Annotated in this window: 22 protein-coding genes and 1 pseudogene; 14 read left to right on the plus strand and 9 right to left on the minus strand. The window is 63.2% G+C overall.

The features are described from left to right. Positions 1-2 precede the first annotated feature (2 nt). From cyoE to PQQ51_RS14170, 3 genes are all read left to right on the plus strand, one after another. A complete protein-coding gene (cyoE, locus tag PQQ51_RS14160) occupies positions 3-908 on the plus strand; it encodes a heme o synthase (protein WP_408497408.1) in 906 nt (301 codons plus the stop codon). Between the two features lie 6 nt (positions 909-914). Continuing rightward, a complete protein-coding gene (locus PQQ51_RS14165; protein WP_408497409.1) occupies positions 915-1,544 on the plus strand; it encodes an SCO family protein in 630 nt (209 codons plus the stop codon). Positions 1,545-1,761: 217 nt separating this feature from the next. Then, a complete protein-coding gene (locus PQQ51_RS14170; RefSeq protein ID WP_408497410.1) occupies positions 1,762-2,574 on the plus strand; it encodes a MetQ/NlpA family ABC transporter substrate-binding protein in 813 nt (270 codons plus the stop codon). An 89-nt stretch (positions 2,575-2,663) separates the two neighbouring features. Here PQQ51_RS14170 and PQQ51_RS14175 read toward each other — a convergent pair whose 3' ends face one another. Then, positions 2,664-3,590: a GNAT family N-acetyltransferase gene (locus tag PQQ51_RS14175; RefSeq protein WP_408497411.1), complete on the minus strand. Its 927-nt coding sequence runs from the start codon at positions 3,588-3,590 to the stop codon at positions 2,664-2,666. Positions 3,591-3,957: 367 nt separating this feature from the next. Between PQQ51_RS14175 and PQQ51_RS14180 the strand changes: the two genes are divergently transcribed. The 5 genes from PQQ51_RS14180 to nagE all read left to right on the plus strand — a co-directional run bounded on the left by PQQ51_RS14180 (position 3,958) and on the right by nagE (position 11,348). Continuing rightward, positions 3,958-4,692 (plus strand): GntR family transcriptional regulator, encoded by a 735-nt coding sequence (locus PQQ51_RS14180; protein WP_408497412.1) that lies wholly within the window; start codon positions 3,958-3,960, stop codon positions 4,690-4,692. A gap of 70 nt (positions 4,693-4,762) precedes the next feature. Then, a complete protein-coding gene (nagA, locus tag PQQ51_RS14185; protein ID WP_408497413.1) occupies positions 4,763-5,866 on the plus strand; it encodes an N-acetylglucosamine-6-phosphate deacetylase in 1,104 nt (367 codons plus the stop codon). Continuing rightward, the gene (locus PQQ51_RS14190; protein WP_408497414.1) at positions 5,850-6,866 is read left to right on the plus strand and encodes an SIS domain-containing protein; all 1,017 of its coding nucleotides are present in this window, start codon (positions 5,850-5,852) and stop codon (positions 6,864-6,866) included. Before nagA ends, PQQ51_RS14190 begins: the two co-directional genes overlap by 17 nt. 12 nt (positions 6,867-6,878) lie before the next feature. Continuing rightward, entirely contained in the window at positions 6,879-9,470 is a 2,592-nt protein-coding gene (ptsP, locus tag PQQ51_RS14195) for a phosphoenolpyruvate--protein phosphotransferase (protein ID WP_408497415.1), read from the plus strand. 84 nt (positions 9,471-9,554) lie between these two features. Next, positions 9,555-11,348: an N-acetylglucosamine-specific PTS transporter subunit IIBC gene (gene nagE / locus PQQ51_RS14200; protein ID WP_408497416.1), complete on the plus strand. Its 1,794-nt coding sequence runs from the start codon at positions 9,555-9,557 to the stop codon at positions 11,346-11,348. Positions 11,349-11,501: 153 nt separating this feature from the next. Here the strand turns inward: nagE and cydX are convergent, their stop codons facing one another. From cydX to rpoH, 5 genes are all read right to left on the minus strand, one after another. After that, positions 11,502-11,618: a cytochrome bd-I oxidase subunit CydX gene (gene cydX, locus PQQ51_RS14205; protein WP_408497477.1), complete on the minus strand. Its 117-nt coding sequence runs from the start codon at positions 11,616-11,618 to the stop codon at positions 11,502-11,504. Positions 11,619-11,646: 28 nt separating this feature from the next. Further along, a complete protein-coding gene (gene cydB, locus PQQ51_RS14210; RefSeq protein WP_408497417.1) occupies positions 11,647-12,783 on the minus strand; it encodes a cytochrome d ubiquinol oxidase subunit II in 1,137 nt (378 codons plus the stop codon). A 33-nt stretch (positions 12,784-12,816) separates the two neighbouring features. Then, entirely contained in the window at positions 12,817-14,412 is a 1,596-nt protein-coding gene (locus PQQ51_RS14215; RefSeq protein ID WP_408497418.1) for a cytochrome ubiquinol oxidase subunit I, read from the minus strand. After that, complete coding sequence (gene cydP, locus PQQ51_RS14220) at positions 14,402-14,662, minus strand: cytochrome oxidase putative small subunit CydP (protein ID WP_408497419.1); 261 nt, start codon at positions 14,660-14,662, stop codon at positions 14,402-14,404. The genes PQQ51_RS14215 and cydP overlap by 11 nt, the downstream gene beginning before the upstream one ends. A 336-nt stretch (positions 14,663-14,998) precedes the next feature. Next, positions 14,999-15,934: an RNA polymerase sigma factor RpoH gene (gene rpoH, locus PQQ51_RS14225; RefSeq protein ID WP_408497420.1), complete on the minus strand. Its 936-nt coding sequence runs from the start codon at positions 15,932-15,934 to the stop codon at positions 14,999-15,001. Positions 15,935-16,295: 361 nt separating this feature from the next. On the opposite strand from rpoH, the gene PQQ51_RS14230 reads away from it, so the two are divergent. Beyond that, complete coding sequence (locus PQQ51_RS14230) at positions 16,296-16,859, plus strand: acyloxyacyl hydrolase (protein WP_408497421.1); 564 nt, start codon at positions 16,296-16,298, stop codon at positions 16,857-16,859. A gap of 43 nt (positions 16,860-16,902) precedes the next feature. Beyond that, positions 16,903-17,286: a nuclear transport factor 2 family protein gene (locus PQQ51_RS14235; RefSeq protein WP_408497422.1), complete on the plus strand. Its 384-nt coding sequence runs from the start codon at positions 16,903-16,905 to the stop codon at positions 17,284-17,286. A 252-nt stretch (positions 17,287-17,538) separates the two neighbouring features. Here the strand turns inward: PQQ51_RS14235 and PQQ51_RS14240 are convergent. Together PQQ51_RS14240 and ybiB are read right to left on the minus strand one after the other, a co-directional pair. Continuing rightward, a pseudogene (locus PQQ51_RS14240) lies at positions 17,539-18,519 on the minus strand (2-isopropylmalate synthase); the annotation flags it as partial. A gap of 443 nt (positions 18,520-18,962) precedes the next feature. After that, positions 18,963-19,934: a DNA-binding protein YbiB gene (ybiB, locus tag PQQ51_RS14245; RefSeq protein WP_408497423.1), complete on the minus strand. Its 972-nt coding sequence runs from the start codon at positions 19,932-19,934 to the stop codon at positions 18,963-18,965. Between the two features lie 238 nt (positions 19,935-20,172). Here ybiB and PQQ51_RS14250 point away from each other — a divergent pair, with 238 nt between their 5' ends. After that, positions 20,173-20,871: a fumarylacetoacetate hydrolase family protein gene (locus PQQ51_RS14250; RefSeq protein WP_408497424.1), complete on the plus strand. Its 699-nt coding sequence runs from the start codon at positions 20,173-20,175 to the stop codon at positions 20,869-20,871. A 25-nt stretch (positions 20,872-20,896) separates the two neighbouring features. Beyond that, entirely contained in the window at positions 20,897-21,541 is a 645-nt protein-coding gene (gene maiA, locus PQQ51_RS14255) for a maleylacetoacetate isomerase (RefSeq protein ID WP_408497425.1), read from the plus strand. A gap of 82 nt (positions 21,542-21,623) precedes the next feature. On the opposite strand, the gene ftsY is transcribed toward maiA, so the two are convergent. Then, positions 21,624-22,793, minus strand: coding sequence for a signal recognition particle-docking protein FtsY (ftsY, locus tag PQQ51_RS14260; RefSeq protein WP_408497426.1), 1,170 nt, complete (start codon positions 22,791-22,793; stop codon positions 21,624-21,626). A 241-nt stretch (positions 22,794-23,034) separates the two neighbouring features. On the opposite strand from ftsY, the gene rsmD reads away from it, so the two are divergent. Together rsmD and coaD are read left to right on the plus strand one after the other, a co-directional pair. After that, positions 23,035-23,649, plus strand: coding sequence for a 16S rRNA (guanine(966)-N(2))-methyltransferase RsmD (gene rsmD, locus PQQ51_RS14265; RefSeq protein ID WP_408497427.1), 615 nt, complete (start codon positions 23,035-23,037; stop codon positions 23,647-23,649). Between the two features lie 113 nt (positions 23,650-23,762). Next, positions 23,763-24,278, plus strand: coding sequence for a pantetheine-phosphate adenylyltransferase (gene coaD / locus PQQ51_RS14270; protein ID WP_408497428.1), 516 nt, complete (start codon positions 23,763-23,765; stop codon positions 24,276-24,278). Positions 24,279-24,318: the final 40 nt, after the last annotated feature.

Below are 24,318 nucleotides of genomic sequence, written 5' to 3' on the forward strand. Positions count from 1 at the left end.
ACATGGACAGCACAACTCTCTCCCAAACACCCGGTAGCCGGGTCTCCCAGTACATCGCGCTGACCAAGCCGCGCGTCACTCAACTGGCGGTTTTCTGCGCAGTAATCGGCATGTTCCTGTCCACGCCGGGCATGGTGCCGTGGACCCCGCTGATCGGCGGCACGGTCGGCATCTGGCTGCTCGCCGGTGCGGCCTTTGCCATCAATTGCCTCGTCGAACAGAAAATCGACGCGAAAATGCGCCGTACTTCGTGGCGGCCGTCGGCCCGCGGCGAGATCACCACCGCGCAAATTCTGCTGTTTTCGGCGGTGCTTGGCGGCCTCGGCATGTGGACGCTGTACACGTACGCCAACCCGCTCACGATGTGGCTCACGCTCGCCACGTTCGTTGGTTATGCGGTGATCTACACGCTGCTGCTCAAGCCGGCAACGCCGCAGAACATCGTGATCGGCGGTGCGTCGGGCGCGATGCCGCCGGCGCTCGGCTGGGCTGCGGTCACCGGTCACGTGCCGGGCGACGCATGGATTCTGGTGCTGATCATTTTCGTGTGGACGCCGCCGCATTTCTGGGCGCTCGCGCTGTATCGCCGCAAAGATTATGAAAACGCCGGCTTGCCGATGCTGCCGAACACGCATGGCGAGAAGTACACGCGTTTGCATATCCTGCTCTACACGGTGATTCTTTTCGCAGTCACGATGATGCCGTTCATCTCCGGCATGAGCGGCATCTTCTATCTCGCGTCTGCGGTTCTGTTGGGCGCCGTGTTCCTCGCGTATGCGTGGAAAATTTATCGGGAATATTCCGACGACCTGGCGCGTAAAACCTTCCGTTATTCGATCGTCTATCTGTCGCTGCTGTTTATTGCGCTGTTGATCGACCACTATGCGCGCGTCGTGATCGGCGCGTAATACCTCATGCTCAAAGACCGCTTTGCACGCACGGCGCGTGCCGCTGTACGCGCCGCAGTGATCGCCTGCGCCCTCGGCGGCGCCGTCCTCGTGGCGGGCTGCAGCAAACAGCCGCCCGCGTTCCAGAACCTCGACATCACCGGCAACACGCAATTCGCGAATAACTTCTCGCTGCCCGATACGTCCGGCAAGCTCCGCTCGATGGCGGACTACAAGGGCAAAGTGGTGGTGCTGTTCTTCGGCTACACGCATTGCCCGGACGTTTGCCCGACCACGATGGCCGAGCTCTCGCAAGCGCTCCAGCAACTCGGCCCGGACGAAGCGAAACGCGTGCAAGTGCTGTTCGTCACCGTCGATCCAGATCGCGACACCGCGCCTTTGCTGGGGCAGTATGTCGAGGCGTTCAACCCGACGTTCGTCGGTTTGCGTCCGGCTGACGAGGCGCAGCTCACCAAGGTCACCAAAGACTTCCGCGTCTATTACGCGAAGGTGCCGGGCAAGACGCCGGATAGCTATACGATGGATCACACGGCCGCGAGCTATGTGCTGGATGCGGACGGCAAGCTGCGTCTGTTCGTCCGTGACGGCCAGGGCGCGACGCCCTGGGTGCACGATCTGAAGCTGTTGCTCGGCTGATAAAGCTACGAAGGCGAGCGCGTTCGTCGCTCGCGAGAATCTCATCGTCTCCGGGCTTAACCATGCCCGTTCGAGGTGCATAACCATATGCAATCGCGGTATTTCCCATCGCGTCGGGCGTATGAGACCATTTGCGGTCCAGTTGGCGGCAAGTCCACAAGACGGGTCCCGCCGGCTTCCACCCGAATCTGACATCGATCAGAGAAAGAGAGATCACATGCAGCGTAGAAACATCCTGAAAGCCATTTCCGCCGTGGTCGCGAGCGCCGCGATCGTCACCAGCTTCGGCGCGCACGCCGACGACAAGGTCATCAAGGTCGGCACGATCGGCGGGCCGGACGCGCAAATCTGGGAAGTCGTCACGAAAGTGGCGAAGCGTGAAGGCCTGAACGTGAAGGTCGTCGAGTTCAACGATTATGTGCAGCCGAACGCCGCGCTCGACGCAGGCGATCTCGACGCGAACAGCTTCCAGCATCAACCGTATCTGGACAGCCAGATCCAGCAACGCGGCTATAAGATCGTCGATGCCGGTCTCACGTACATTTCGCCGCTCGGCATCTACTCGAAGAAGCTGAAATCGCTGAAGGACCTGCCGCAAGGCGCGAAGGTCGCGGTGCCGAACGATCCGTCGAACGAGAATCGCGCGTTGCTGCTGTTGCAGGCGCAGGGCGTGATCAAGCTGAAGGACGGCGCGGGCACGAAGGGCAGCAACGCCACGCCGCTGGATATCGCCGACAACCCGAAGAAGATCAAGCTGGTCGAACTCGACGCCGCGCAACTGCCGCGCTCGCTGTCCGACGTCGACGCCGCCGCGATCAACACGAACTTCGCGCTGGCTGCCAATCTGCAACCGGCCAAAGACGCGATCGCGCTCGAAGACATCCGCAGCCCGTACGCGAACCTGATCGCCGTGCGCACGCAGGACAAGGACAAGCCGTGGGTGAAGAAGCTGGTGGCTGCGTATCAGTCGGAAGACGTGCGCCAGTTCATCAAGACGCAATTCAAGGGCTCGGTGGTGCCGTCGTTCTAAGCGACCGCGCTTCACGCCAGCTTCACGCCAGCCTCGAAACGAAAACGCCACGGTGACGAACCGTGGCGTTTTTGTATATGCGCGGCGGTTTATAACTCGAGTTCCCACCGCTCGATCGTCAGATCCTTGCCGAAGCGGCGTTCCGCAGTCGTGCCGGCGAGTTTGAAACCCGCGCGTTCGCACAAACGCCGCGGTTCGCCGAGCGTAGCGGCGGTGGTGAGTGTGAGCTTGGTGTACCCGGCGCGCCGCGCAAAACGCACGCTTTCACCCAGCAGTTGCGTGCCGATGCCGAGGCGCTGCACGTTCGGCTCGACCCACAGCAGCCGCACCCCCGCCACTGTCGTCGAAACGGCGACGATGCACACCGAGCCCACCACCATCCCTTTCTGATCGGCGATACAACACATCTCGCGCACGGAATCGCGCCGTTGCGCGTAATCGGCGACGAAGCGCGCGAGCAAGCCCTCGAAGGTTTGATCCCAGCCGTGCTGCGCCGCGAACCACTGCGCCTGCCGATGCACGAGCCATGAACATTCGCCGGCGCGCGGCTGCCGAAGCGTCACGAGTTCATGCTTCGGTTGGTCGCCAAGAAGCCGTTCGATCAGTTTCATCGACGCGATCAACTGGTCCTGATCGAGCGGCGCGAGGCTATCGAGCAGCACGCACACTTCGCCGATGGCCGCGGTATCGAGCGGTGCGTAGGCGGCGTGACCGACATCGGTCAGCGAGATCAGCGACTGACGCGCGTCGAGTTCGGACGGCCGCCGCGTGATCAGGTTGCGTCGTTCGAAACTGGTCAGGAGACGACTCAGATAACCGCTGTCGAGGCCGAGATTGCGTCCGAGCGCGGAGGCCGTCTGCGCGCGGCCGCGAAACAGCTCGTTCAGCACGCGCACTTCCGTCAGCGAAAACGCGCTCTTTGCCAGGTGCTCATGCAGTGCGCCGATGTGCTGCGTATAGAAGCGGTTGAAATGGCGGACGGCCTGAGCGCGCTGCAGCGCCTCGGAATCTGTCAATGCGGCTCCCCGGGAGTCTTTGTAGTGGGTACACAGCACTATATTGGAAGCTTTTCTTTTAAAAAAGCCGCCCGCTCTCGATGTCGGTGAAGTGGTGCCAGAAAGGTATCGAGTCTGACGTTGCAGTGACGCTGAACAGATACCACTTCGAGCCATTTGCATGGGCTCTGCAGCCCGGGATACGGGTAAATCCTGGTCTGCGAATGTGACCGGAATGGATCGTGCAAACCCGCTATAACGCCCGCCGGACAAGGCTTCCAAGCATTCGATACCAGCATGGGACCAGTTTATTGACTGGTATTATGTTGGTTATATAATGGGCTCTCATTTTGGTCGGCCGTATCTCTCCAGACGTCGCCGGAGCCCCATGGAAACTCGCTGGTCCGCATTGATGCCTGACGCCCGCAACGTCACGCCGCTCTATCTGCAGCTCGCGCGCAATCTGGCGACGGCGATTCACTGCGGCGTATGGTCGGCGGGCGAAGCGCTGCCTTCGGAGCGCACCCTTTCCGACGCGATCGGCGTATCGCGCATCACCGCGCGCAAGGCGATCGAACTGCTGGTCGAGCAAGGTCTGATCCGCCGCGCACGAGGCGCGGGCAGCTTCATTACGCCGCGCGTCGAAGATCCGTTGTCGCGGCTCACCGGTTTCACGAAGAAGATGCAACAGCGCGGCTTCCGGCCGGATTCGGTGTGGCTCGAGCGCGATATCCGCGCCGCCAACCGCGACGAGCTGGTGCACCTCGGCCTGTCGCCCGGCGCCGCGGTCGCGAGCTTGCGGCGTCTGCGCCGCGCGGACGGCATCGTGATGGCGGTCGAACATTCGGCGCTGCCGGCCGCGATCGTGCCCGATCCGCAAGCGATTGGCGTGTCGCTCTACAGCTACCTCGAACAAAGCGGCGCGGCCGTCGTGCGCGCGCTGCAGCACTTTCGCGCGGTCAACGCGTCGAGCGAGATCGCTTCGCTGATGGACATCGAACCGCGCACGGCATTGCTGGTCATTACCCGTATCGGCTATAGCGCGGACCAGCGCGCGATCGAACTCACCGACACCTATTGCCGCGACGACTACTACGACTTCGTCGCTGAATTGCGCACCTGAACGGCGCGCCCGAAGCCGCGCCCGCGAGCGCATTCGGAACCCACAGTATTACGCCTGACCAGAGAGAATCATGCTGACCGGAAACATACTCACCACCGATGGGTGGATTCACGGCTCGCTCGAATACGAAAACGGCCGCATCACGGCGCTCACCGGCGAGCGCGCCGATCCGTCGAGCAACGACGCGCCGTACATCCTGCCGGGCTTCATCGATCTGCACGTGCATGGCGGCGGCGGTGCCGACGTAATGGAAGGCGACGACGCGATCGAAACCATCACCCGCACGCATGCGCGCTACGGCACGACCAGCCTGCTCGCCACCACGATGACCGCGCCGCGCGACGAACTGATGAGCGTCGTCGCGGGGCTCGGCAACAACGCGCGGATTCGCACGCCGGGCGGCGCGCGCGTGCTCGGCGTGCATCTCGAAGGTCCGTACATCAACCCCGGCAAACTCGGCGCGCAACCCGACGCGGCAGTCTCCGCGGTGATGGACGAAGTGCTGAAGTATCTGTCGATTGCGCCGATCCGCGTGGTGACGCTCGCGCCGGAAATTGCCGGTCACATGGAGATCATCTCCGAGATGGCGGCGCGCGGCGTGCGCGTGCAACTCGGCCATTCGCTCGGCACCTACGACGACGCCGTCGCCGCGCTCAAGCACGGCGCGTGCGGCTTCACGCATCTGTTCAACGCGATGTCGCCGCTGCATCACCGCAATCCTGGGCTGGTGGGCGCCGCGCTCGCGCATGCCGAATTCGCCGAAATCATTCCCGACCTGCTGCACGTGCATCCGGGCGCGATCCGCGCCGCGTTGCGCGCGATTCCGCGTCTGTACGTGGTGACGGACAGCACGTCGGCCACCGGCATGCCCGACGGCGAATACCGCCTCGGCAGCCAGCACGTGACCAAGTGCCTCGGCGGCGTGCGTCTCGCCGACGGCACGCTCGCCGGCAGCACCCTGACGATGGATCAGGCGCTGCGCAATCTCGTCTCGATCGGCTTGCCGATCGCCGATGTATCAAACCGTTTGTCGCGCTACGCCGCCGACTACCTCGGCATCGAAGACCGCGGCCGTATCGCGCGCGGCGCGTGGGCCGACGTGGTCGTGTTCGATCGTGAACTGGCGTTGACCGCGACTTACGTCGAAGGAGAATCAATTGTCGAATATGCTTAAAGAGGCGCTGGCGTCCGCTGAAACGGTCGCCGCGCAACTCGCTGACACCTCGCACGTCGAGGCGCTCGCCGCGAAGCTCGCCGAACAGCCGCGCCATGTCGCGTTGACGGTCGCGCGCGGCAGCTCGGACCACGCGGCGAGCTACTTCGCCAGCCTGACGATGAGCCGCATCGGCGTGCCGGTCGCGTCGCTGCCGATGTCCGTCGCGACCCTTCAGCAAGCGCCGCTGCAAGTGCGCGATCAGCTCGCGCTGGCGTTCTCGCAATCGGGCAAGAGTCCTGACCTGGTCGGCACGATGGAAGCATTGCGCCAAGCAGGCGCGCTGACCGTCGCCGCGGTGAACGCGCCCAACTCGCCTTTGGCCGACGCGTGCGAATTCCAGTTGCCGCTCGTCGCCGGTCCCGAGTTGAGCGTCGCGGCCACGAAGAGCTATATCGCGATGCTGTCGATTTCCGCGCAACTGGTCGCGCATTGGCAGAAGGACGACGCATTGCTCGCCGCGTTGAGCACGCTGCCGGACGCATTGCGCAGCGCGGGCAAACTCGACTGGTCGAACGCCATCGAGGAATTGCGCGGCGTCGAACGGATGATCGTGATCGGCCGCGGCCTGGGTCTCGCGATCGCGCAGGAAGCCGCGCTCAAACTGAAGGAAACCTCCGGCATTCAGGCCGAAGCGTTTTCGAGCGCGGAAGTGCGTCACGGTCCGATGGAACTGATCGATCGCGACTACCCGCTGCTGGTGTTCGCACCGCGCGGTCCTGAGCAGGCCGGCTTGCTGCAACTCGCGAGCGACATGCAGGCGCGCGGCGCGCGCGTGCTGCTCGCCGCGCCGGCCGACATCCCCGCGGCCACTTTGCCGCTCGCCACCACCGCTCATGCCGCGCTCGACCCGATCGCCGCAATCCTGTCCTTTTACGTGATGGCCGCTGGCCTTGCCGCCGCACGCGGGCGCAATCCCGACGCGCCGCGCCATCTCAACAAAGTCACCGAAACTCACTGATCGAGAATTCAGATGCGACGTGTCGAGGAGTCCCGTTTAATGAGCCATTCTGAAGGCCATATTGTTTTGCTCGCGCCGATGACCGGTCCGGTCGTGCCGCTCGCGAACGTGCCCGACCCTGTGTTTTCGGGCGGCATGTTCGGCGACGGGATCGGCGTGGATCCGCTCGAAGGCCGGCTCGTCGCACCGTGCGACGGCATCGTCACGCATCTCGCGCGTACTGGCCACGCCGTTACGCTGGCGACCGCGGAAGGCGCGGAGATCCTGCTGCACATCGGTATCGATACGGTCGAGCTGAACGGCAAAGGCTTTGCGCCGATGGTCGAGCAGGGCGCGCATGTGCGTGCCGGCGACGTGCTGATCGAGTTCGACCAGGACCAGATCGCGCTGAATGCGCCGAGTCTCATTTCGGTGATCGCGATCGCCAATTCGGATGCGTTCGAAATCGTCGAGCGCGTGCAAGGCGGAATGCTGAAGGCGGGCGTCACGCCGCTGCTGATGCTGCGTGCGCGTGCCGGCGAAGCAGCGCATGCGTCGCGCGAGGCGAGCGCCACCAACATCACCGAAGAAGCGCGTCAGCAAGTCACGCTCGTCCACGCCGGCGGCTTGCATGCGCGGCCGGCGGCGCGCGCACGTGAAGCCGCGCGCGGTTTCGACGCACGCGTTGAAGTGCGTTATGAAGGACGCAAGGCGGCGATCGAAAGCGTGGTCGGTTTGCTCGGGCTGGGCGCGGGTGAAGGCGCGAGCGTCGAATTGCTCGGCGTCGGTCCGCAAGCGAAAGAAGCGGTCGCAGCGATCGCTCATGAATTGACACGCGAAGCGCACGGCGAAGTCGAAGAGAAGCCCGCGCGTCAAAGCTCGCCTGCGCCGCAAGCAGCGGTGCGCGCGGCGAACGAAACGCTCGCACCGAATACGCTTGCCGGCGTGTGTGCAGCGCCGGGCGTCGCGGTCGGCAAGCTGGTGCGTTGGGACGACGCGGATATCGATCCGCCGGAAAAGGCGAACGGCACGTCGGCGGCCGAGAGCCGTCTTCTGGATAAAGCGATCGCTACCGTCGATACCGATCTCGGCACGACTGTGCGCGATGCGTCGCAACGCGGCGCGGTCGGCGAAGCGGGGATTTTCGCGGTGCATCGCGTGCTGCTCGAAGACCCGACGCTGCTCGACGCCGCGCGCGATCTGATCAGCCTCGGCAAGAGCGCGGGTTTTGCGTGGCGCGAAGCGATTCGCGCGCAGATCGCGATCCTCGCCAAAATCGAGGACGCGTTGCTCGCCGAACGTGCGGCCGATCTGCGCGACATCGAAAAGCGCGTGTTGCGCGCGTTGGGTTACACGAACGCGGCGGCGCGCACGCTGCCGGAAGAAGCCGTGCTCGCGGCTGAGGAATTCACGCCTTCGGATCTGTCGTCGCTGGACCGGTCGCGCGTGACCGCGTTGGTGATGGCGCGCGGCGGCGCCACGTCGCATGCGGCAATTCTCGCGCGGCAAGCCGGGATTCCCGCGCTGGTCGCGATCGGCGACGCGTTGCATGCGATCCCCGATGGCACCGAAGTGGTGGTGAACGCCACCAACGGCCGACTCGAATTCGCGCCGACCGAACTCGACGTCGAACGCGCGCGCCACGAGCGTTCGCGCCTCGCTGACGCGCGCGAAGCGAACCGCCGCACGTCGCAACAAGCCGCCGTTACCGCGGATGGCCGCGCGATCGAAGTCGCCGCGAACATCGCCACACTCGACGACGCGAAAACCGCCGTCGACAACGGCGCCGATTCCGTCGGCCTGTTGCGCACCGAACTGCTGTTCATTCACCGCGCGGCGGCGCCGACCACGGACGAGCATCGTCAGAGCTACCAGGCAATCGTCGATGCATTGAGCGGGCGCACCGCGATCATCCGCACGCTGGATGTCGGCGCGGACAAAGAGGTCGATTATCTGACGCTGCCGCCGGAACCGAACCCGGCGCTCGGCCTGCGCGGCATCCGTCTCGCGCAAGTGCGCCCGGATCTGCTCGACGACCAGCTGCGCGGACTGCTGGCCGTGCAGCCGCTCGGTGCCGTGCGCATCCTGCTGCCGATGGTCACCGATGTCGGCGAGCTGATCGGCATCCGCAAACGTATCGACGAATTCTCGCGCGAGGCGGGGCGTACCGAGCCGATCGAAGTCGGTGTGATGATCGAAGTGCCGTCGGCGGCGTTGCTCGCCGATCAACTGGCGCAGCACGCGGATTTCCTGTCGATCGGCACCAACGATCTGACGCAATACACGCTGGCGATGGATCGCTGCCAGGCCGATCTCGCCGCGCAGGCCGACGGCTTGCATCCGGCGGTGCTGCGTCTGATCGCGGCGACCGTGCAGGGCGCGGCGAAGCACGGCAAATGGGTCGGCGTATGCGGCGCGCTCGCGGGCGATCCGCTTGCGATGCCGCTTCTCGTCGGCCTCGGCGTGACCGAGCTTTCGGTGGATCCGGTGTCGGTGCCGGGCATCAAGGCGCGTGTGCGCAACCTCGATTATCAGTTGTGCCGCCAGCGCGCCCAGGATGCCCTGGCGCTCGAATCGGCGCAGGCGGTAAGAGCAGTAAGCCGCGAAACCTGGCCTTTGGACTGAACCCCACACAGTCGACAGCCAGCTTCGCTCAAGTAAAAACGCAGAGCTACACACTCAACAACGAGACAAGGATTGGAGGTGTCAATGGATGGGAATCCGTTTCTGAAGATTCAGCAGCTAGGACGCGCGCTGATGCTGCCGATCGCGGTGCTGCCGGTTGCCGGCCTGCTGCTGCGCCTCGGCCAGCCCGATGTGTTCAACATCAAGATGATCGCCGACGCCGGCGGCGCGATCTTCGACAACCTGCCGCTACTGTTCGCGATCGGCGTGGCGGTCGGCTTTGCGAAGGACAACAACGGCGTCGCGGGTCTCGCCGGCGCGATCGGTTATCTGATCGAAGTCGCGGTGATGAAGGACATCAACGACAAGCTCAACATGGGCGTGTTGTCCGGGATCGTGGCGGGTATCGTCGCGGGCTTGCTGTACAACCGGTACAAGGACATCAAGCTGCCCGACTACCTCGCGTTCTTCGGAGGGAAACGCTTCGTGCCGATTGTCACGGGCGTGGTCTGCGTGGTGCTCGGCATCGTGTTCGGCTATGTGTGGCAGCCGGTGCAGGCCGTCATCGACCTGGCCGGGCAGTGGCTGACCACCGCGGGCGCGCTCGGCGCATTCGTGTTTGGCGTGCTGAACCGTTTGCTGCTCGTCACGGGCTTGCATCACATCCTCAATTCGCTGACGTGGTTCGTGTTCGGCAGCTTCACGCCGCCGGGCGGCGCTGCGGTGACCGGCGATCTGCATCGCTTCTTCGCCGGCGACCCGACGGCCGGAACCTTCATGACGGGTTTCTTCCCGATCATGATGTTCGGCCTGCCGGCCGCGTGTCTGGCGATGTTCCATGAAGCGCCGAAGGAGCGCCGCGCGGTGGTCGGCGGCCTGCTGTTCTCGATGGCGCTCACCTCGTTCCTGACGGGCGTGACCGAGCCGATCGAATTCAGCTTCATGTTCCTCGCACCGGTGCTGTATGTGATTCACGCGTTGTTGACCGGCTTGTCGCTGGCGATCTGTTCGGCGCTCGGCATTCACCTCGGCTTCACGTTCTCCGCGGGCGCGATCGACTACGTGCTGAACTACGGGCTGTCCACGCGCGGCTGGTGGGCGATTCCGATCGGCCTCGTGTACATGGTTCTGTACTACGGTCTGTTCCGCTTCTTCATCCGCAAGTTCAACATGGCGACGCCGGGCCGCGAACCCGCGGCCGCCGACGAACAGGTCGAGTCGTTCGCGGCAGGCGGTTTCGTGTCGCCGGTAGCGGGTGCTGCCGTGCCGCGCGCGCAGCGCTATATCGCCGCGTTGGGCGGTGCCGCGAATCTGTCGGTGGTGGATGCTTGCACGACGCGTCTGCGTTTGTCGGTGGTGGATTCGAACAAGGTCTCGGAAAACGAGCTGAAGACGATCGGCGCACGCGGCGTGCTCAAACGCGGCGCGGGCAATGTGCAGGTGATCATCGGGCCGGAAGCGGACATCATCGCCGATGAAATCCGTACGGTGATCGCGCAGGGCGGGGGCGATGCGGTGAAGCCGGCTGCGGTTGCCGCTGCTGCACCGGTTGCTGCCGTTGCCGCGGCTGCGCCTGTCGCGTCTGCTGGCGGCGCTCAAGGCGGTCCGCTCGATCCGGATCCGCTGCGCTGGCTCGCCGTGTTCGGCGGCGCGGGCAACGTGGTGTCGCTCGATGCGGTGGCGACGACGCGTTTGCGCATCGTCGTGCGCGATCCGTCGGCGGTCGATCGTCAACGCCTGGCGACGCTCGATACCGCGTGGGTCTCGGCGGATACGTTCCATATCGTCGTGGGCGACGCGGCGCAGCGTTACGCCGCGCAATTGGCGACGCGTCTGTCGCCGCCCGCGAGCGGCGGCGCGGCGCCTCAGCCTGCTTGAGTTCAGTGAGATCAGTGAGCACGTGAAGTCGAGCTGACGGAGCGGCCAACGCTGCTCCACTGCCGGTAAGGCTGCAATAAAAAAGCGGCGCCTTGAATTCAAGGTGCCGCTTTTGCATTCATGGACGCGTCGATACGCGCCGCTGAAACGATCTCAACGCGACTTCGGCTTGCCCGCTTCCACCTCGCGCCGCGATTCCAGCCACATCACGTTGATGATGCCGAACGCCAGCGCCACGCCGATACCGAGAAACCAGCTGAAATACCACATCATGAACTCCTGTTTTCCGTAATCCTGATCAATACATCGTATGGTGATTTTCTTCGAGCGCGGCAGCGGTCACCTTGCCGCGCATCACGCGATACACCCAGCTCGTGTAGATCAGGATGAGCGGCAGGAAAATGACCACGGCAACCAGCATGATCTGCAGCGTCAGGCGGCTCGACGTGGAATCCCATACGGTGAGGCTGCTGCGGCCGTCGAGCGACGAAGGCATGATGAACGGAAACATCGAGAAGCCCGCCGTGAGAATCACGCCGATCAGCAGCAGCGAGGTCGACAGGAACGCGCTCTTTTCGAATCGCGAGCGCGCCAGCAGCAACGCCAGTACGCCGCCGACCACACCGGCCACCGGCGCGATCACCATCCACGGATAGGTCGCGTAATTGGTGAGCCACAGGCCGGGCGCGCCGATCACGCTCTTCATCAGCGGATTGGCGACCGTATCGAGCGGCGCGGAGTCCACGACCTGATAGCCGCCGATCATCGTGGCGACGAGGGCGCCCGCAATCAGGAACAGCACCACCGCGACGAGCGACGCGATCCGCAGCGCCAGTGAAGCGCGCTGCGCAACGATACCGTCCGCCTTCATCTTCACGAAGGCCGCGCCGTGCGCGGCCAGCATCGACACGCTGACGAGCCCGCACAACACCGCGAACGGATTCAGCAGCCCGAAGAACCCGCCGTGATAGGTCACGCGCAGATCGGTGTCGAACGAGAACGGCACGCCTTGCAGCAGGTTGCCGAACGCAACGCCGAACACCAGCGCCGGCACGAAACCGCCGACAAACAGCGCCCAGTCCCACGCGCTGCGCCAGCGCGGGTCTTCACGCTTGCTGCGGTAATCGAAGCCGACCGGCCGGAAGAACAGCGCGAACAGCACCAGCAGCATCGCGAAGTAAAACCCCGAGAACGACGCCGCGTACACCAGCGGCCACGCGGCGAACATCGCGCCGCCGGCGGTGATGAACCACACCTGATTGCCTTCCCACGTCGCGCCGACCGTGTTCACGACGATGCGCCGTTCGGCATCCGTCTTGCCGATGAACGGCAGCAGAATCGCGGCGCCCATGTCGAAGCCGTCGGTGAGCGCGAAGCCGATCAGCAGCACGCCGATCAACACCCACCAGATCAGTTTGAGGGTTGCGTAATCCATGATGATCTTTCCTTGAAACGCAGTGGCGGCGAATCATGCGGCCGTGTTGGTCGGCAGCGTTTGATCCAGCGGCTGGGGTTGTTCGTGGTGGTATCGCCCGGTATGCAGCGACGAAGGCCCGAGCCGCGCGTACTTGAACATCAGCATGATTTCGATGATGAACAGCACGGTGTAGAACACCACGAAGCCCGCGATACTCAGATACAGGTCGCCCGGCGTCAGACTCGACGCGGACAGCGCTGTCGGCAAAATCCCGGCGATGGTCCACGGCTGACGGCCCACTTCGGCGACGATCCAGCCGAACTCCGCGGCGAGCCACGGCAACGGAATCGCCCACACGGCCCAACGCAGGAACCAGCGGCGTTTTTCGAGCAGCAGCGAGCGTTGCGCGCAGAACCAGAATGCCAGCACGAAGGTCGCGAGGAACAGGATCCCTAAGCCGACCATCAGCCGGAACGAGAAGAACACGGGCGCGACCGGCGGAATCGTCTTCTTCGCGGCCTGTGCGATCTGGTCCGGCGTGGCGTCGACCACGTTCGGCGTGAACTGCTTGAGCATCAGGCCGTAGCCGAGGTCTTTCTTGTGCGCGTCGAAGGCGGCTTTGGCGTCGTCGGTCGCGTCGCCCTGCTTGAGCTTTTGCAGCGCGGCGTAAGCGAGCATGCCGTTCTTGATGCGTACTTCGTTTTGCGCCATCAGGTCTTTCAGGCCGAGCACCGGTTCGTCGATCGAGCGGGTCGCGATCAGGCCGAGCGCATAGGGAATGCGGATCGCGTAATCCGTGCGCTCTTCTTTCTGGTTCGGAATCCCGATGATCGTGAACGGTGCGGGCGCGGGCGACGTTTCCCATTCGGATTCGATCGCCGCGAGTTTCACCTGCTGAACTTCGCCGGTGCGATAGCCGGATTCGTCACCGAGCACGATCACGCACAACGTGGACGCGAGACCGAAACCGGCGGCGATCGCGAACGAGCGCAACGCGAATTCGGTGTCGCGGCGCTTGAGCAGATACCACGACGACACGCCGAGCACGAACATCGAAGCGGTCACATAACCGGCCGATACGGTATGCACGAACTTCACCTGTGCGACCGGGTTGAACAGCACGGAGAAGATGCTGTCGAGTTCCATGCGCATGGTCTGATAGTTGAAGCTTGCGCCGACCGGATTGTTCATCCAGCCGTTGGCCACCAGAATCCACAGCGCCGACAGATTCGAGCCCAGCGCGACCAGGAACGTGACGATCACGTGCTGCACTCTCGAGAGCCGCTTCCAGCCGAAAAAGAACAGCCCCACGAAGGTCGATTCGAGGAAAAACGCCATCAGTCCTTCGACGGCCAGCGGCACGCCGAAAATGTCGCCGACGTAATGTGAGTAGTACGACCAGTTGGTGCCGAACTGAAATTCGAGCGTCAGACCCGTGGTGACGCCCATTGCAAAGTTGATGCCGAACAGCTTGCCCCAGAACTGGGTCATGTCCTTGTAGATCTGCTTGCCTGTCATCACATAGACGGACTCCATGATGACCAGCAGCCACGACAGGCCGAGCGTGAGCGGTACGAACAGAAAGTGATAGAGCGCCGTGATGGCGAACTGGAGGCGCGAGAGTTCTACGACTTCGCTAACGGGCATGTTGATCACCTTGTGACGGATGCGAAGCAGGCACGGACAGCAACGCCTGCGCGACTTGCTCAGGCGGCAACGACATGTGCTCTGCCTGTGGATGATTGAAGAACGCGTACTTGAGCGCCATCAGCAGTGCGAACTTGATGGCGAGGACGATGGCGATATCCCGCGCCAGCGTCGGACCGCGCGCCCAGCGGGCGAAGCGCTTACGTAAGCTGAGCCGGGGCGTGCTATGGCGATTGAGGGCTAGGGTCATGATCGGTCGAAGGTAACTTCGCGCCGGTGGCTCCGGCTGGAACCACGAGCGAGCGCTCTGGTGAGTGCATCTCGATATTAAGACGGAGTGCCTGGCGCATGAGTCGGCGCGCTGCGGCATTAGGTCGCGAACTTTGCTCCGTTTGAACAGTATTGCTATCTGGTTTGTGTTACGTCAAGAAACGTGTGCCGGGGGCGGCTGCTTCGAGCGAGTGTGACCGCACGCGAATGCGTGACGGCGCAGCGCAGAAAAAAGCCCTGCCGTCTTGCGAGGGCAGGGCTTTGCAGTGCAACTGATGCGTGCCGGATAAACCGGCACGCTGCGGGCTTTTACGCCTTATGCATATTCGGCGAGGGCGCCGCGCATCTTTTTCATCGCGCTAGCTTCGATCTGGCGAATCCGTTCGGCCGACACGCCGAATTCGTCGGCGAGTTCGTGCAGCGTCGAGCCGCCCGAACCGTCGTCTTCCACCTTCAGCCAGCGGGCCTCGATGATGCGGCGGCTGCGTGCATCCAGCGCATCCAGCGCGCTGGCGATGCCGTCGCTTTGCAGCTTGTCGCGCTGACGCGAAGCCAGCACGGCGGTCGGCTCGCTGTGCGAGTCGGCCAGATAGGCGATCGGCGCGTAGGACTCTTCGCCGTCTTCGACCTGACCTTCAAGCGCGATATCGCCGCCCGACAGGCGCGTTTCCATTTCGGCCACTTCTTCGCGCTTCACGTTCAGTTCCTGAGCGAGACCTTCGATCTCGTCCGGCGTGAACGCGCCCAGCCCTTGCTTGTGGCTGCGCAGGTTGAAGAACAGCTTGCGCTGCGCCTTGGTGGTGGCGACTTTCACCATCCGCCAGTTGCGCAGGATGTATTCGTGGATCTCGGCCTTGATCCAGTGCATCGCGTACGACACGAGGCGCACGTTCTGCTCCGGATCGAAGCGCTTCACGGCCTTCATCAGGCCGATATTGCCTTCCTGGATCAGGTCGGCGTGCGGCAGTCCATAGCCCAGATAGTTGCGCGCGATCGACACGACCAGCCGCAGGTGCGACAGGACGAGACGGCGCGCAGAAGCCAGGTTGTCCTGCTCGCGAAATTCGGTGGCGAACTGGCGTTCTTCCGCCGGCGTCAGCATCGGAATCCGATTTACGGCCTGGATGTAGGCGTCGATATTGCCCAGTTGACCGGGCAGCAGCGAGGAATGCGAGAGCGCCAGCGCACCTGCCGAAGCGGCCTTAGCCGACGACGGGCTCAGAGTACTCGGAAGGGTCATTGCATGGCTCACGTAGGAAACTCCTTTGGAATCAGACAAAAGCTTGTTCAGTTAACGACTCCAGCGACGGATGTTAGCACTCTGATTTACCGAGTGCTAATACTTAGAGGGCGTAGGGTCATCCAAGTTCCGAAAAATCCTATTGAAATCTAGATTTTGATAGCCATCATACGCCTCTTGTCTTAACCCAGTATGAAACGTAGAAATTACCTGACAATAGGCTTTCGTGCATATAAATGCCCGAATTTCCGAAGATTCGACGTGACTAATTCCAGGAAATAGGGATTCCTCAGACGATCCAAGAAATTAAAAATGTCATTAGAATGGGTGGCACACGGCAAGGTAATCAACGTTCGGCTAGCTCGGGTGTTCGATGAACAACAAAAAAAACGTTTTGCGTGGTCTGGCTCTAAAAGGAGTGTGTACGGCAGTACTGATCGGCGCGGCGGGATCGGCTTCGGCCGACCAGTTCGGCGTTCAGTTTGCCGTCGGAACCGGTGACCATCATTTCAAGAAATACGATCTCGGCCTGGTCTGGGATCCAAACCTCACATGGTGGCAGATCGGCGACTGGCACTTCGCGCTGATCGGCGAGGCGCATGCGGCCTTGTGGCATACCGACGAAGCCAACATCCACAAGAACATCGGCGAATTCGGCGTGACGCCGATCATCCGCTTCATCAAGGGAACGGGCGCGGTCCGTCCTTTTGTCGAAGTTGGCGCGGGAGTGCGTCTGTTGACGAGTCCCACGGTATCGTCCGACTACAACTACGCGACGGCGTTCCAGTTCACGCCGATGGCGGGTGTCGGTGTGCAGATCGGCAGCCATCAACAATATCAGGTCGGCTACCGCTTCCAGCATATTTCCAACGGCGGTATCAAAGAGCCGAATCCTGGTATAAATTTCCACCAGCTATATTTGCAATATAACTTCTGACGACCGTGGCCTCGTTCGGCTGACCGGTGCAAGGGGCTGAGCGATGGCGGCAAAGATAATCGAAGCGATTCGCGGACTCGAGCGAGAGCGCTTTCGCGCGATGGTCGACGGCGACGGGTCGTCGCTCGACACGCTGCTCGCGGACAACGTGAGCTATGTGCACACGAACGGCAAACGCGAGACGAAGCGGCAGTTCATCGACGGCATTACGGGCGGGCGGCGCCGTTACCGGCAGATCGAAGTGCAATCGCAGGACGTGCTGCCGGTGGGCCGCGAGACGTGCGTGGTGACCGGCCGCGCGTTGATCGAAATGGAGGCGAATAACGGTGCGTTGCTGTTCCCGATCGCTTACACGGCGATCCATACTCAGGAAGACGGGCAATGGCGTCTGATCGCGTGGCAGGCGACGCGTTGCGCGATCGAGTGAGTGGCCGAATGAGCGGTCGGCGAGCCTTGTGAGCTCGCCGGGTTCGGGTTGTCGTCGCCGGCTTGCGCGTTGTGAGCGGCCGGCAATCTGAAGCGGAGGATGAGTCGCTTCAGACTATTTTTCACATCTGTTTGCGGCGTTTCGCGTTCCGTAAAAGATGCGTCATGCCGCGACGCGCTCGGACGTTTCGGTCGACGGTACGACCCTCTGCTCTTCCATTGCGCCGGCCCCGCTCTCCACCGACCGATGCACGCCCGCATAAGGATGACGCGGATGCACCGCAATCCGGTTGCAGCGCTCGACCACACTCCGCACCGAATCCATCGCCGAAAAATCGAGGCCGGAAGCGACGCCCTGTGCGTCCAGATTCATCGCGAGTGTGACGAGATCCACATTGCCGGTGCGCTCGCCGCTGCCGAACAGGCAGCCTTCGACACGGTCCGCGCCTGCCAGCAGCGCCAGTTCAGCCGCGGCGACCGCGGTGCCGCGATCGTTATGCGGATGCACCGACAGCACGATGCTGTCGCGATACCCGAGATTGCGGTCCATCCACTCGATCTGATCCGCGAACACATTGGGCGTGGCGGCCTCGACGCTGGCGGGCAAATTGAGAATCATCTTGTGATCGCGCGTCGGACGCCATGTTTGCGCAACCGCGTCGCACACTTCGCGCGCGAACGGCAATTCGGTCGTGTTGAAGGTTTCGGGCGAATACTGAAACGTCCACCGCGTGCCGGGCCGCGCCTGCGCATGTTCCTTGATCACGCGCGTGCCCTCCACGGCCAGCGCCTTGATTTCTTCTTTCGACTGATTAAACACGATCCGGCGAAACGACGGACAGATCGCGCTGTAGAGATGAACGATCGCGCGCTGCGCGCCGTCGAGCGACTCGAATGTACGCGCGATCAGTTCGGCGCGCGCGGGCACGAACACTTCGATGGTCACGTCGCCCGGAATGCGGTTTTCGTCGATCAGTTTGCGCACGAAATCGAAGTCGGTTTGCGAGGCAGACGGAAAGCCGACCTCGATTTCCTTGAAGCCGATCGCCACCAGCGTCTCGAAGAACTCGAGCTTTTGCGTGGCGCTCATCGGCTCGATCAGCGACTGATTGCCGTCACGCAAATCGGTGCTCATCCAGACCGGCGCGTGGTCGATCGTGCGGCTGGGCCATTTGCGGCCACTCAGGCGCACGGTGGGGAAGGGTCGGTATTTCATGGCTGGATTGGACAACATGGTGAGCCTCGTTCGTTGAGTCGCATGCGAAGGGGGGTGGCCTCGAGCGGCTGGCGGGCTGCCACGAATGCACGGTGCGCGAGCCGCAACGTGCATTTGATCCTCGCGATTCGTCCGAACGGTAAACGGACGAATGCAAACGGCTACAGGTTGTGAAGAACTACGGGTTGGGGTGATGCGGGACAGCAGGAACTGCTTTGAGGACCGCGCTCGGGGCAGGTGAGTTGCCCGATACGCGGCGCTACGTCAGGCTTACGCTAGACGTAGCGATAGGGGCCGCGCCAGGCGGCCCGAAGTAATTCGGAGGGTGTTCGGAAGGGAACGCATGGATCGACTGTATGACGCCGCGGCGCGCCGTGTCAACCCACGACGTTGAACTTAAGCGTAGCTGACGCTCGCATTCGAGCGAAGTGCAGGTGCGCGAGACATGCGTTAAGCGGGCATTAAGCGGGCGTCTTCGCGACGTCCACGATCAATTCGACTTGCCGTTCAATTGCGCTCGGCACGGGCGCTTCGCCGCGCAATACCGCGTCGATCCACGCGGCGGTGGTAGCGGCATCGCGCGCTTCAGGCAGATCGACTTCGGGCGCATCCGGCGACGAGCGCTCGTGCGGCACGCGCGTTTCGCAGAGGCCGTCATGCAGCCAGTCCACCTGCACCTGGCGCCGCGTATCGGCCACCGCTTCGCCTTCGGTGCCGCGCGCGAGCAGCGCGCCACCGGCGGCCGCGTCCGGATGGGTGTTGAACAGTTGCGTGAGACTGTCGCGATACGGCGGATGCGTGTAGTTCACGAGCCGCAGTCCGGCCGGCGCGAACGGCTGCAAGATTTTCACGAGCGTGTGGGTCGAATTGCGCACGCCCATACGCCGACGCAGCAACAACAGACGCGCGAGCTTCGGCGCGAGTACGTCGATCGGCGCGAACGAGAGCCGGTGCTCGGCGAGGCCGTCCTCGATATCGGCGTGCGACTGCGCGTGCGCAATATGCAGATGCGTGAAGATTTCCGCGCTCGTTACGCGGCCCGGGTCTTCGGTGACGCCGTGCACCAGCACCGGCACGCCTTCACGCGCGAGCAGCAGCGCGAGCAGCGGCACCAGGTTCGGCTGTTTGCGCGCGCCGTTGTAGCTCGGGATCGACACCGGCCGAAACTCGCCATGCGGCAGGTGCACCGGCTCGAAAGATGCGTGTGCGCCGGCCAGCATCGCCGCGAGTTCGTCGGCGGTTTCGCCTTTCACGCGATACGCGAGCAGCACCGCGCCGAGTTCGAGTTCGGCCACCCGGCCGTCGAGCATTGCGCTGTAAAGCGCGCGCGTGTCGTCGGCGGTCAGCGCGCGAGCGCCGTTCGGCCCGCGGCCGATTTCCTTGATGAAGCGGGCGCAGGGGAACAGGGCAGCGGTATCGGCGGAGTCGGTCATGGGTGCAATCTGGCGGGCGGCGTGCCGTCTTGCGACGGCCGTCACTGTATTCAAGGGACGCTATCTGTCGTGAGTATCGCATTTAAGACGAATCGGCGAAGGACAACGCGGTGAGACTTCGCAGCCGGACAGGCGGTAACGCGCGCGCTACCCACTTGCCGCGCGCGGCGCTTTGTCGCGCGTTACACTCGAAGTTTGAGTGCCGCATGAGCGGCACATTCCAGATACGGAGAACGGGATGAGTTACGTATTTGCACCCGCACCGCAAGTCGCGGTGCCGGTCGTGGGGTCGAGCGAGCAATTCGCGGTGCGTCGCATTTATTGCGTGGGTCGTAACTACGAGGCGCATGCGCGCGAGATGGGACACGATCCGGACCGCGAGCCGCCGTTCTTCTTCGCCAAACCGGCCGATGCGATCGTGTACGTCGCGCCGGGTGCGACCGGCGAGTTTCCTTATCCGTCGCAATCGAAGAATGTGCATTTCGAAATGGAGCTGGTCGCGGCAATCGGCAAGGCGGGTAAGGACATTCCGGTCGAAAGCGCGCTCGATTACGTTTACGGCTACGCGCTCGGTCTCGACATGACGCGCCGCGACCTGCAAGCCGAGGCGAAAAAGCTGGGCCGTCCGTGGGACACCGGCAAGGGCTTCGATCATTCGGCGCCGCTCGGCCCGATTCATCCGGTGACAACCGTCGGCCATGTCGGCAAAGGTGCGATCTGGTTGTCCGTGAACGGCGAAGAGAAGCAGAATTCCGATGTCTCGCAACTGATCTGGTCGGTGGCCGAGACCGTCGCGTATTTGTCGACATTGTTCGAACTGCGGCCTGGCGACCTGATTTTCACCGGCACGCCGGAAGGTGTCGGCGCGGTGGTGCAGGGCGATCTGATGAAGGGCGGCGTCGACGGTCTGGGCGAGTTGAGCGTCCGCGTGGTCTGAAGCGGGCCTGGAGGAGACACACACAATGAAGCTCTATAGCTATTTCCGCAGTTCGGCGTCGTATCGCGTGCGCATTGCGCTGAACGTGAAGAATCTGCCGTACGACTATGTGCCGGTGCACCTCGTGCGAGACGGCGGCGAGCAACTGAAACCCGAATATCGCAAGGTGAATCTGGACGGCATCGTGCCCACGTTCGTCGACGGCAGCGAGGTGATGCCGCAGTCGCTGGCGATCATCGAGTATCTGGAGGAAACGCACCCGGAGCCGCCGCTGTTGCCCGGCACGCCGGCCGACCGCGCGTATGTGCGTGCGGTTGCGTTACAGGTGGCGTGCGAGATTCATCCGATCAACAATCTGCGCGTGCTGAAGTACCTGAAACACACGCTGCTCGTCGACGACGACGCGAAAGACGCGTGGTACAAGCATTGGATCGAAGCCGGCTTTGCGACGCTCGAAGCGCATCTGGCGAGCAATCCGCGCACCGGCAAGCTGTGTTTCGGCGATACGCCGACGCTGGCCGACGCGTGCCTGATTCCGCAGGTATTCAACGCGCAGCGCTTCAAGGTCGATACGGCCAGGTTTCCGACGATCCAGCGGATTTACGATTACGCGACGCAGCTCGACGAGTTCGCGCGCGCTGCACCTGGCGCGCAGCCCGACGCGGAGTGAGGTGGGGTTCGAATGAAAAAAGGGCGCTTTTTCGGAGCGCCCTTTTTCTTGTCCGGCATACGGAAGCGCAGCCCCGGTGTGCTCAACCGCCTAGCAGCGCGTCCGAGAACTCTTCCGCGCTGAACGGCTGCAGATCTTCCACCTTTTCGCCGACGCCGATGAAATACACCGGAATCGGACGTTGGCGCGCGATCGCCGCAAGAATGCCACCCTTCGCGGTGCCGTCCAGTTTGGTGACGATCAGGCCGGTGAGGCGGAGCGCGTCGTCGAACGCCTTGACCTGCGTGAGCGCGTTCTGGCCGGTGTTTGCGTCGATGACGAGCAGCACTTCGTGCGGCGCGCCGTCCTGCGCCTTGCCGATCACGCGCTTCACCTTGCGCAGTTCTTCCATCAGATGCAGCTGGGTCGGCAGACGGCCGGCCGTATCGGCCATCATCACGTCGATTTTGCGGGCTCGCGCGGCGCCTACCGCATCGAAAATCACCGCAGCGGGGTCGCCGCTTTCCTGCGACACCACCGTCACATTGTTGCGCTGGCCCCAGATCGCCAACTGCTCGCGCGCGGCCGCGCGGAAAGTATCGCCCGCTGCCAGCAGCACCGATTGATCGAAGCTTTGCAGATGTTTGGCGAGCTTGCCGATGCTGGTGGTTTTACCCGCACCGTTGACGCCCGCGATCATCATCACGAGCGGTTGCGCGCGGCCGAGCATCAGTGATTTTTCGAGCGGCTTGAGCAGGTCGATCAGCAGCGTGCGCAGTGCGGCCTTGACCTGTTGCGGATCGGTGAGACGCTCGGCGCGAACTTTCTCACGCAAGGATTCGAGCAGAAATTCGGTCGCATCGACGCCCGCGTCGGACATCAGCAGCGCGGTTTCGAGTTCTTCGTAGAGATCCTCGTCGATCTTCGCGCCGACGAAAATGCCGGTCAGGCTAGAACTGGTTTTCGACAGCCCGGTTTTCAGGCGCGTGAGCCATGAGCGCTTCGCGCCGGCGTCCTGAGTGGGCGGCGGGACGATTTCGACGGATTCGGGTGCGAGGTCTTCGGACTGCGCTTCCGGTTCGTCCAGAACCGGCGGCGCGGATACGGGCACGGGCTGCGTGGCTACGGGCGCGCGCGTTTCTTCCCGCACCGGGGCCGGCGTTTCGGCGGCCGCTACGGGCGTCTCGATCGCGGCCTCGGACGCCCCCTGCGATTCTTCTGGCGCGTTATCGGACTCTTTCGAACCCTTGAATCGTTTGAAAAAGCTGAACATGATCTGGTGTGATGAGAGCGCGCGACGATGCGCGCGGCCGGTACAGCACCGGCGGGAACAGCAGACAGCAATGCGATGCGGGATGCAAGGCGCTGGAAGCCGCACATTTTATCAGGCGCGCCGCTCACCGTCGTATCGGCCGAACGGCCAGGCTGGACGCGGCGCGCCCCTGTGGTAACGTTGGCGCTCCGACCCGCACGCATCGGCGTAGCGGGCGCCTCTTCAACGTAATCGAAACTGCATGCCCCGTTCCGCACCTTCACGCGCCCACGGCGCTTCGTCCAAAGGCGGCAAAGCTCACGCCATCCGTATCATCGGCGGCGACTGGAAACGCACTCCTTTGCCCGTGCTCGACCTCGACGGGCTGCGGCCTACGCCGGATCGCGTGCGCGAAACGCTGTTCAACTGGCTCGGTCAACGGCTGGACGGCCAGCGTTGTCTCGATCTGTTCGCAGGCAGCGGCGCGCTGGGCTTCGAGGCGGCTTCGCGCGGCGCGGCGCGGGTCCTGATGGTGGAGCGTAATGCGCGGGCGGCGAGCCAGTTGCGTGCAAACCAGCAACGCCTTTCGGCGCGCACGATCGAGATCGCCGAGGCGGACGGCTTGCGACTGGCTGCGAGCCTTGCGCCCGGATCGTTCGACGTGGTGTTCCTCGATCCGCCGTTCGGCGCCGATCTGCTCGACAAGGCGCTCGCGCTGGCCGTGCCGTTGCTGGGTGCGGAAGGTTTTCTGTATGTCGAGGCCGGCGAGGCGCTCGAACTCGAAGGGAACGAGACGCTCGCAGGTTGGCAAATCGCGCGGCAAGGCAAAGCGGGCGCTGTCCACTTTCATTTGCTGCAGCGCGAAAATGAGGAATAATGCGCGTTCCAAAACAAGCGCCGGGCGGTTTGCCGTCACGCGCGCGGTCGGTACCAATTTGCGTCGCGTGGACGCTTTGACGTGCCCATTTGTCTGAAGAGAGGAGAAGTCTCATGGTAGTCGCCGTGTACCCGGGTACGTTCGACCCGCTGACGCGCGGTCACGAAGACCTCGTTCGGCGCGCGTCGAGCATTTTCGACACGCTGGTGGTGGGCGTTGCCGACAGCCGTAACAAAAAGCCGTTCTTCACGCTCACGGAGCGCCTCGACATCGCGCATGAGGTGCTCGGGCACTATCCGAACGTCCAGGTGATGAGCTTCAAAGGGCTGCTCAAGGATTTTGTGCGCAGCAACAATGCACGCGTGATCGTGCGCGGTTTGCGCGCTGTTTCGGACTTCGAATACGAATTTCAGATGGCTGGGATGAACCGCTATCTGCTGCCGGACGTCGAGACGATGTTCATGACCCCGTCGGACCAATATCAGTTCATTTCGGGGACGATCGTGCGCGAAATAGCCCAGTTGGGCGGCGATGTCAGCAAATTCGTGTTCCCGTCGGTCGAGAAGTGGCTGAAGGAGAAGGTCGCCGCGCTGGATCCGAACGGCGCTGGTTCGGCAGGGCAACCGTAAGCAGCGTAAACTGGCGGTTTGACGGAACAGAGCCGGCTTC

The organism is Paraburkholderia xenovorans, assembly GCF_046030735.1.
GTDB lineage: Bacteria > Pseudomonadota > Gammaproteobacteria > Burkholderiales > Burkholderiaceae > Paraburkholderia > Paraburkholderia xenovorans_A.

Excerpts from the sequence above, each read along its gene's own strand:
- cyoE (WP_408497408.1), top strand. The coding sequence starts at position 3 with ATGGACAGCACAACTCTCTCCCAAACACCCGGTAGCCGGGTCTCCCAG.
- PQQ51_RS14165 (WP_408497409.1), top strand. The coding sequence starts at position 915 with ATGCTCAAAGACCGCTTTGCACGCACGGCGCGTGCCGCTGTACGCGCC.
- PQQ51_RS14170 (WP_408497410.1), top strand. The coding sequence starts at position 1,762 with ATGCAGCGTAGAAACATCCTGAAAGCCATTTCCGCCGTGGTCGCGAGC.
- PQQ51_RS14180 (WP_408497412.1), top strand. The coding sequence starts at position 3,958 with ATGGAAACTCGCTGGTCCGCATTGATGCCTGACGCCCGCAACGTCACG.
- nagA (WP_408497413.1), top strand. The coding sequence starts at position 4,763 with ATGCTGACCGGAAACATACTCACCACCGATGGGTGGATTCACGGCTCG.
- ptsP (WP_408497415.1), top strand. The coding sequence starts at position 6,879 with ATGCGACGTGTCGAGGAGTCCCGTTTAATGAGCCATTCTGAAGGCCAT.
- nagE (WP_408497416.1), top strand. The coding sequence starts at position 9,555 with ATGGATGGGAATCCGTTTCTGAAGATTCAGCAGCTAGGACGCGCGCTG.
- cydX (WP_408497477.1), bottom strand. The coding sequence starts at position 11,618 with ATGTGGTATTTCAGCTGGTTTCTCGGTATCGGCGTGGCGCTGGCGTTC.
- cydB (WP_408497417.1), bottom strand. The coding sequence starts at position 12,783 with ATGGATTACGCAACCCTCAAACTGATCTGGTGGGTGTTGATCGGCGTG.
- PQQ51_RS14215 (WP_408497418.1), bottom strand. The coding sequence starts at position 14,412 with ATGCCCGTTAGCGAAGTCGTAGAACTCTCGCGCCTCCAGTTCGCCATC.
- cydP (WP_408497419.1), bottom strand. The coding sequence starts at position 14,662 with ATGACCCTAGCCCTCAATCGCCATAGCACGCCCCGGCTCAGCTTACGT.
- PQQ51_RS14230 (WP_408497421.1), top strand. The coding sequence starts at position 16,296 with ATGAACAACAAAAAAAACGTTTTGCGTGGTCTGGCTCTAAAAGGAGTG.
- PQQ51_RS14235 (WP_408497422.1), top strand. The coding sequence starts at position 16,903 with ATGGCGGCAAAGATAATCGAAGCGATTCGCGGACTCGAGCGAGAGCGC.
- ybiB (WP_408497423.1), bottom strand. The coding sequence starts at position 19,934 with ATGACCGACTCCGCCGATACCGCTGCCCTGTTCCCCTGCGCCCGCTTC.
- PQQ51_RS14250 (WP_408497424.1), top strand. The coding sequence starts at position 20,173 with ATGAGTTACGTATTTGCACCCGCACCGCAAGTCGCGGTGCCGGTCGTG.
- maiA (WP_408497425.1), top strand. The coding sequence starts at position 20,897 with ATGAAGCTCTATAGCTATTTCCGCAGTTCGGCGTCGTATCGCGTGCGC.
- ftsY (WP_408497426.1), bottom strand. The coding sequence starts at position 22,793 with ATGTTCAGCTTTTTCAAACGATTCAAGGGTTCGAAAGAGTCCGATAAC.
- rsmD (WP_408497427.1), top strand. The coding sequence starts at position 23,035 with ATGCCCCGTTCCGCACCTTCACGCGCCCACGGCGCTTCGTCCAAAGGC.
- coaD (WP_408497428.1), top strand. The coding sequence starts at position 23,763 with ATGGTAGTCGCCGTGTACCCGGGTACGTTCGACCCGCTGACGCGCGGT.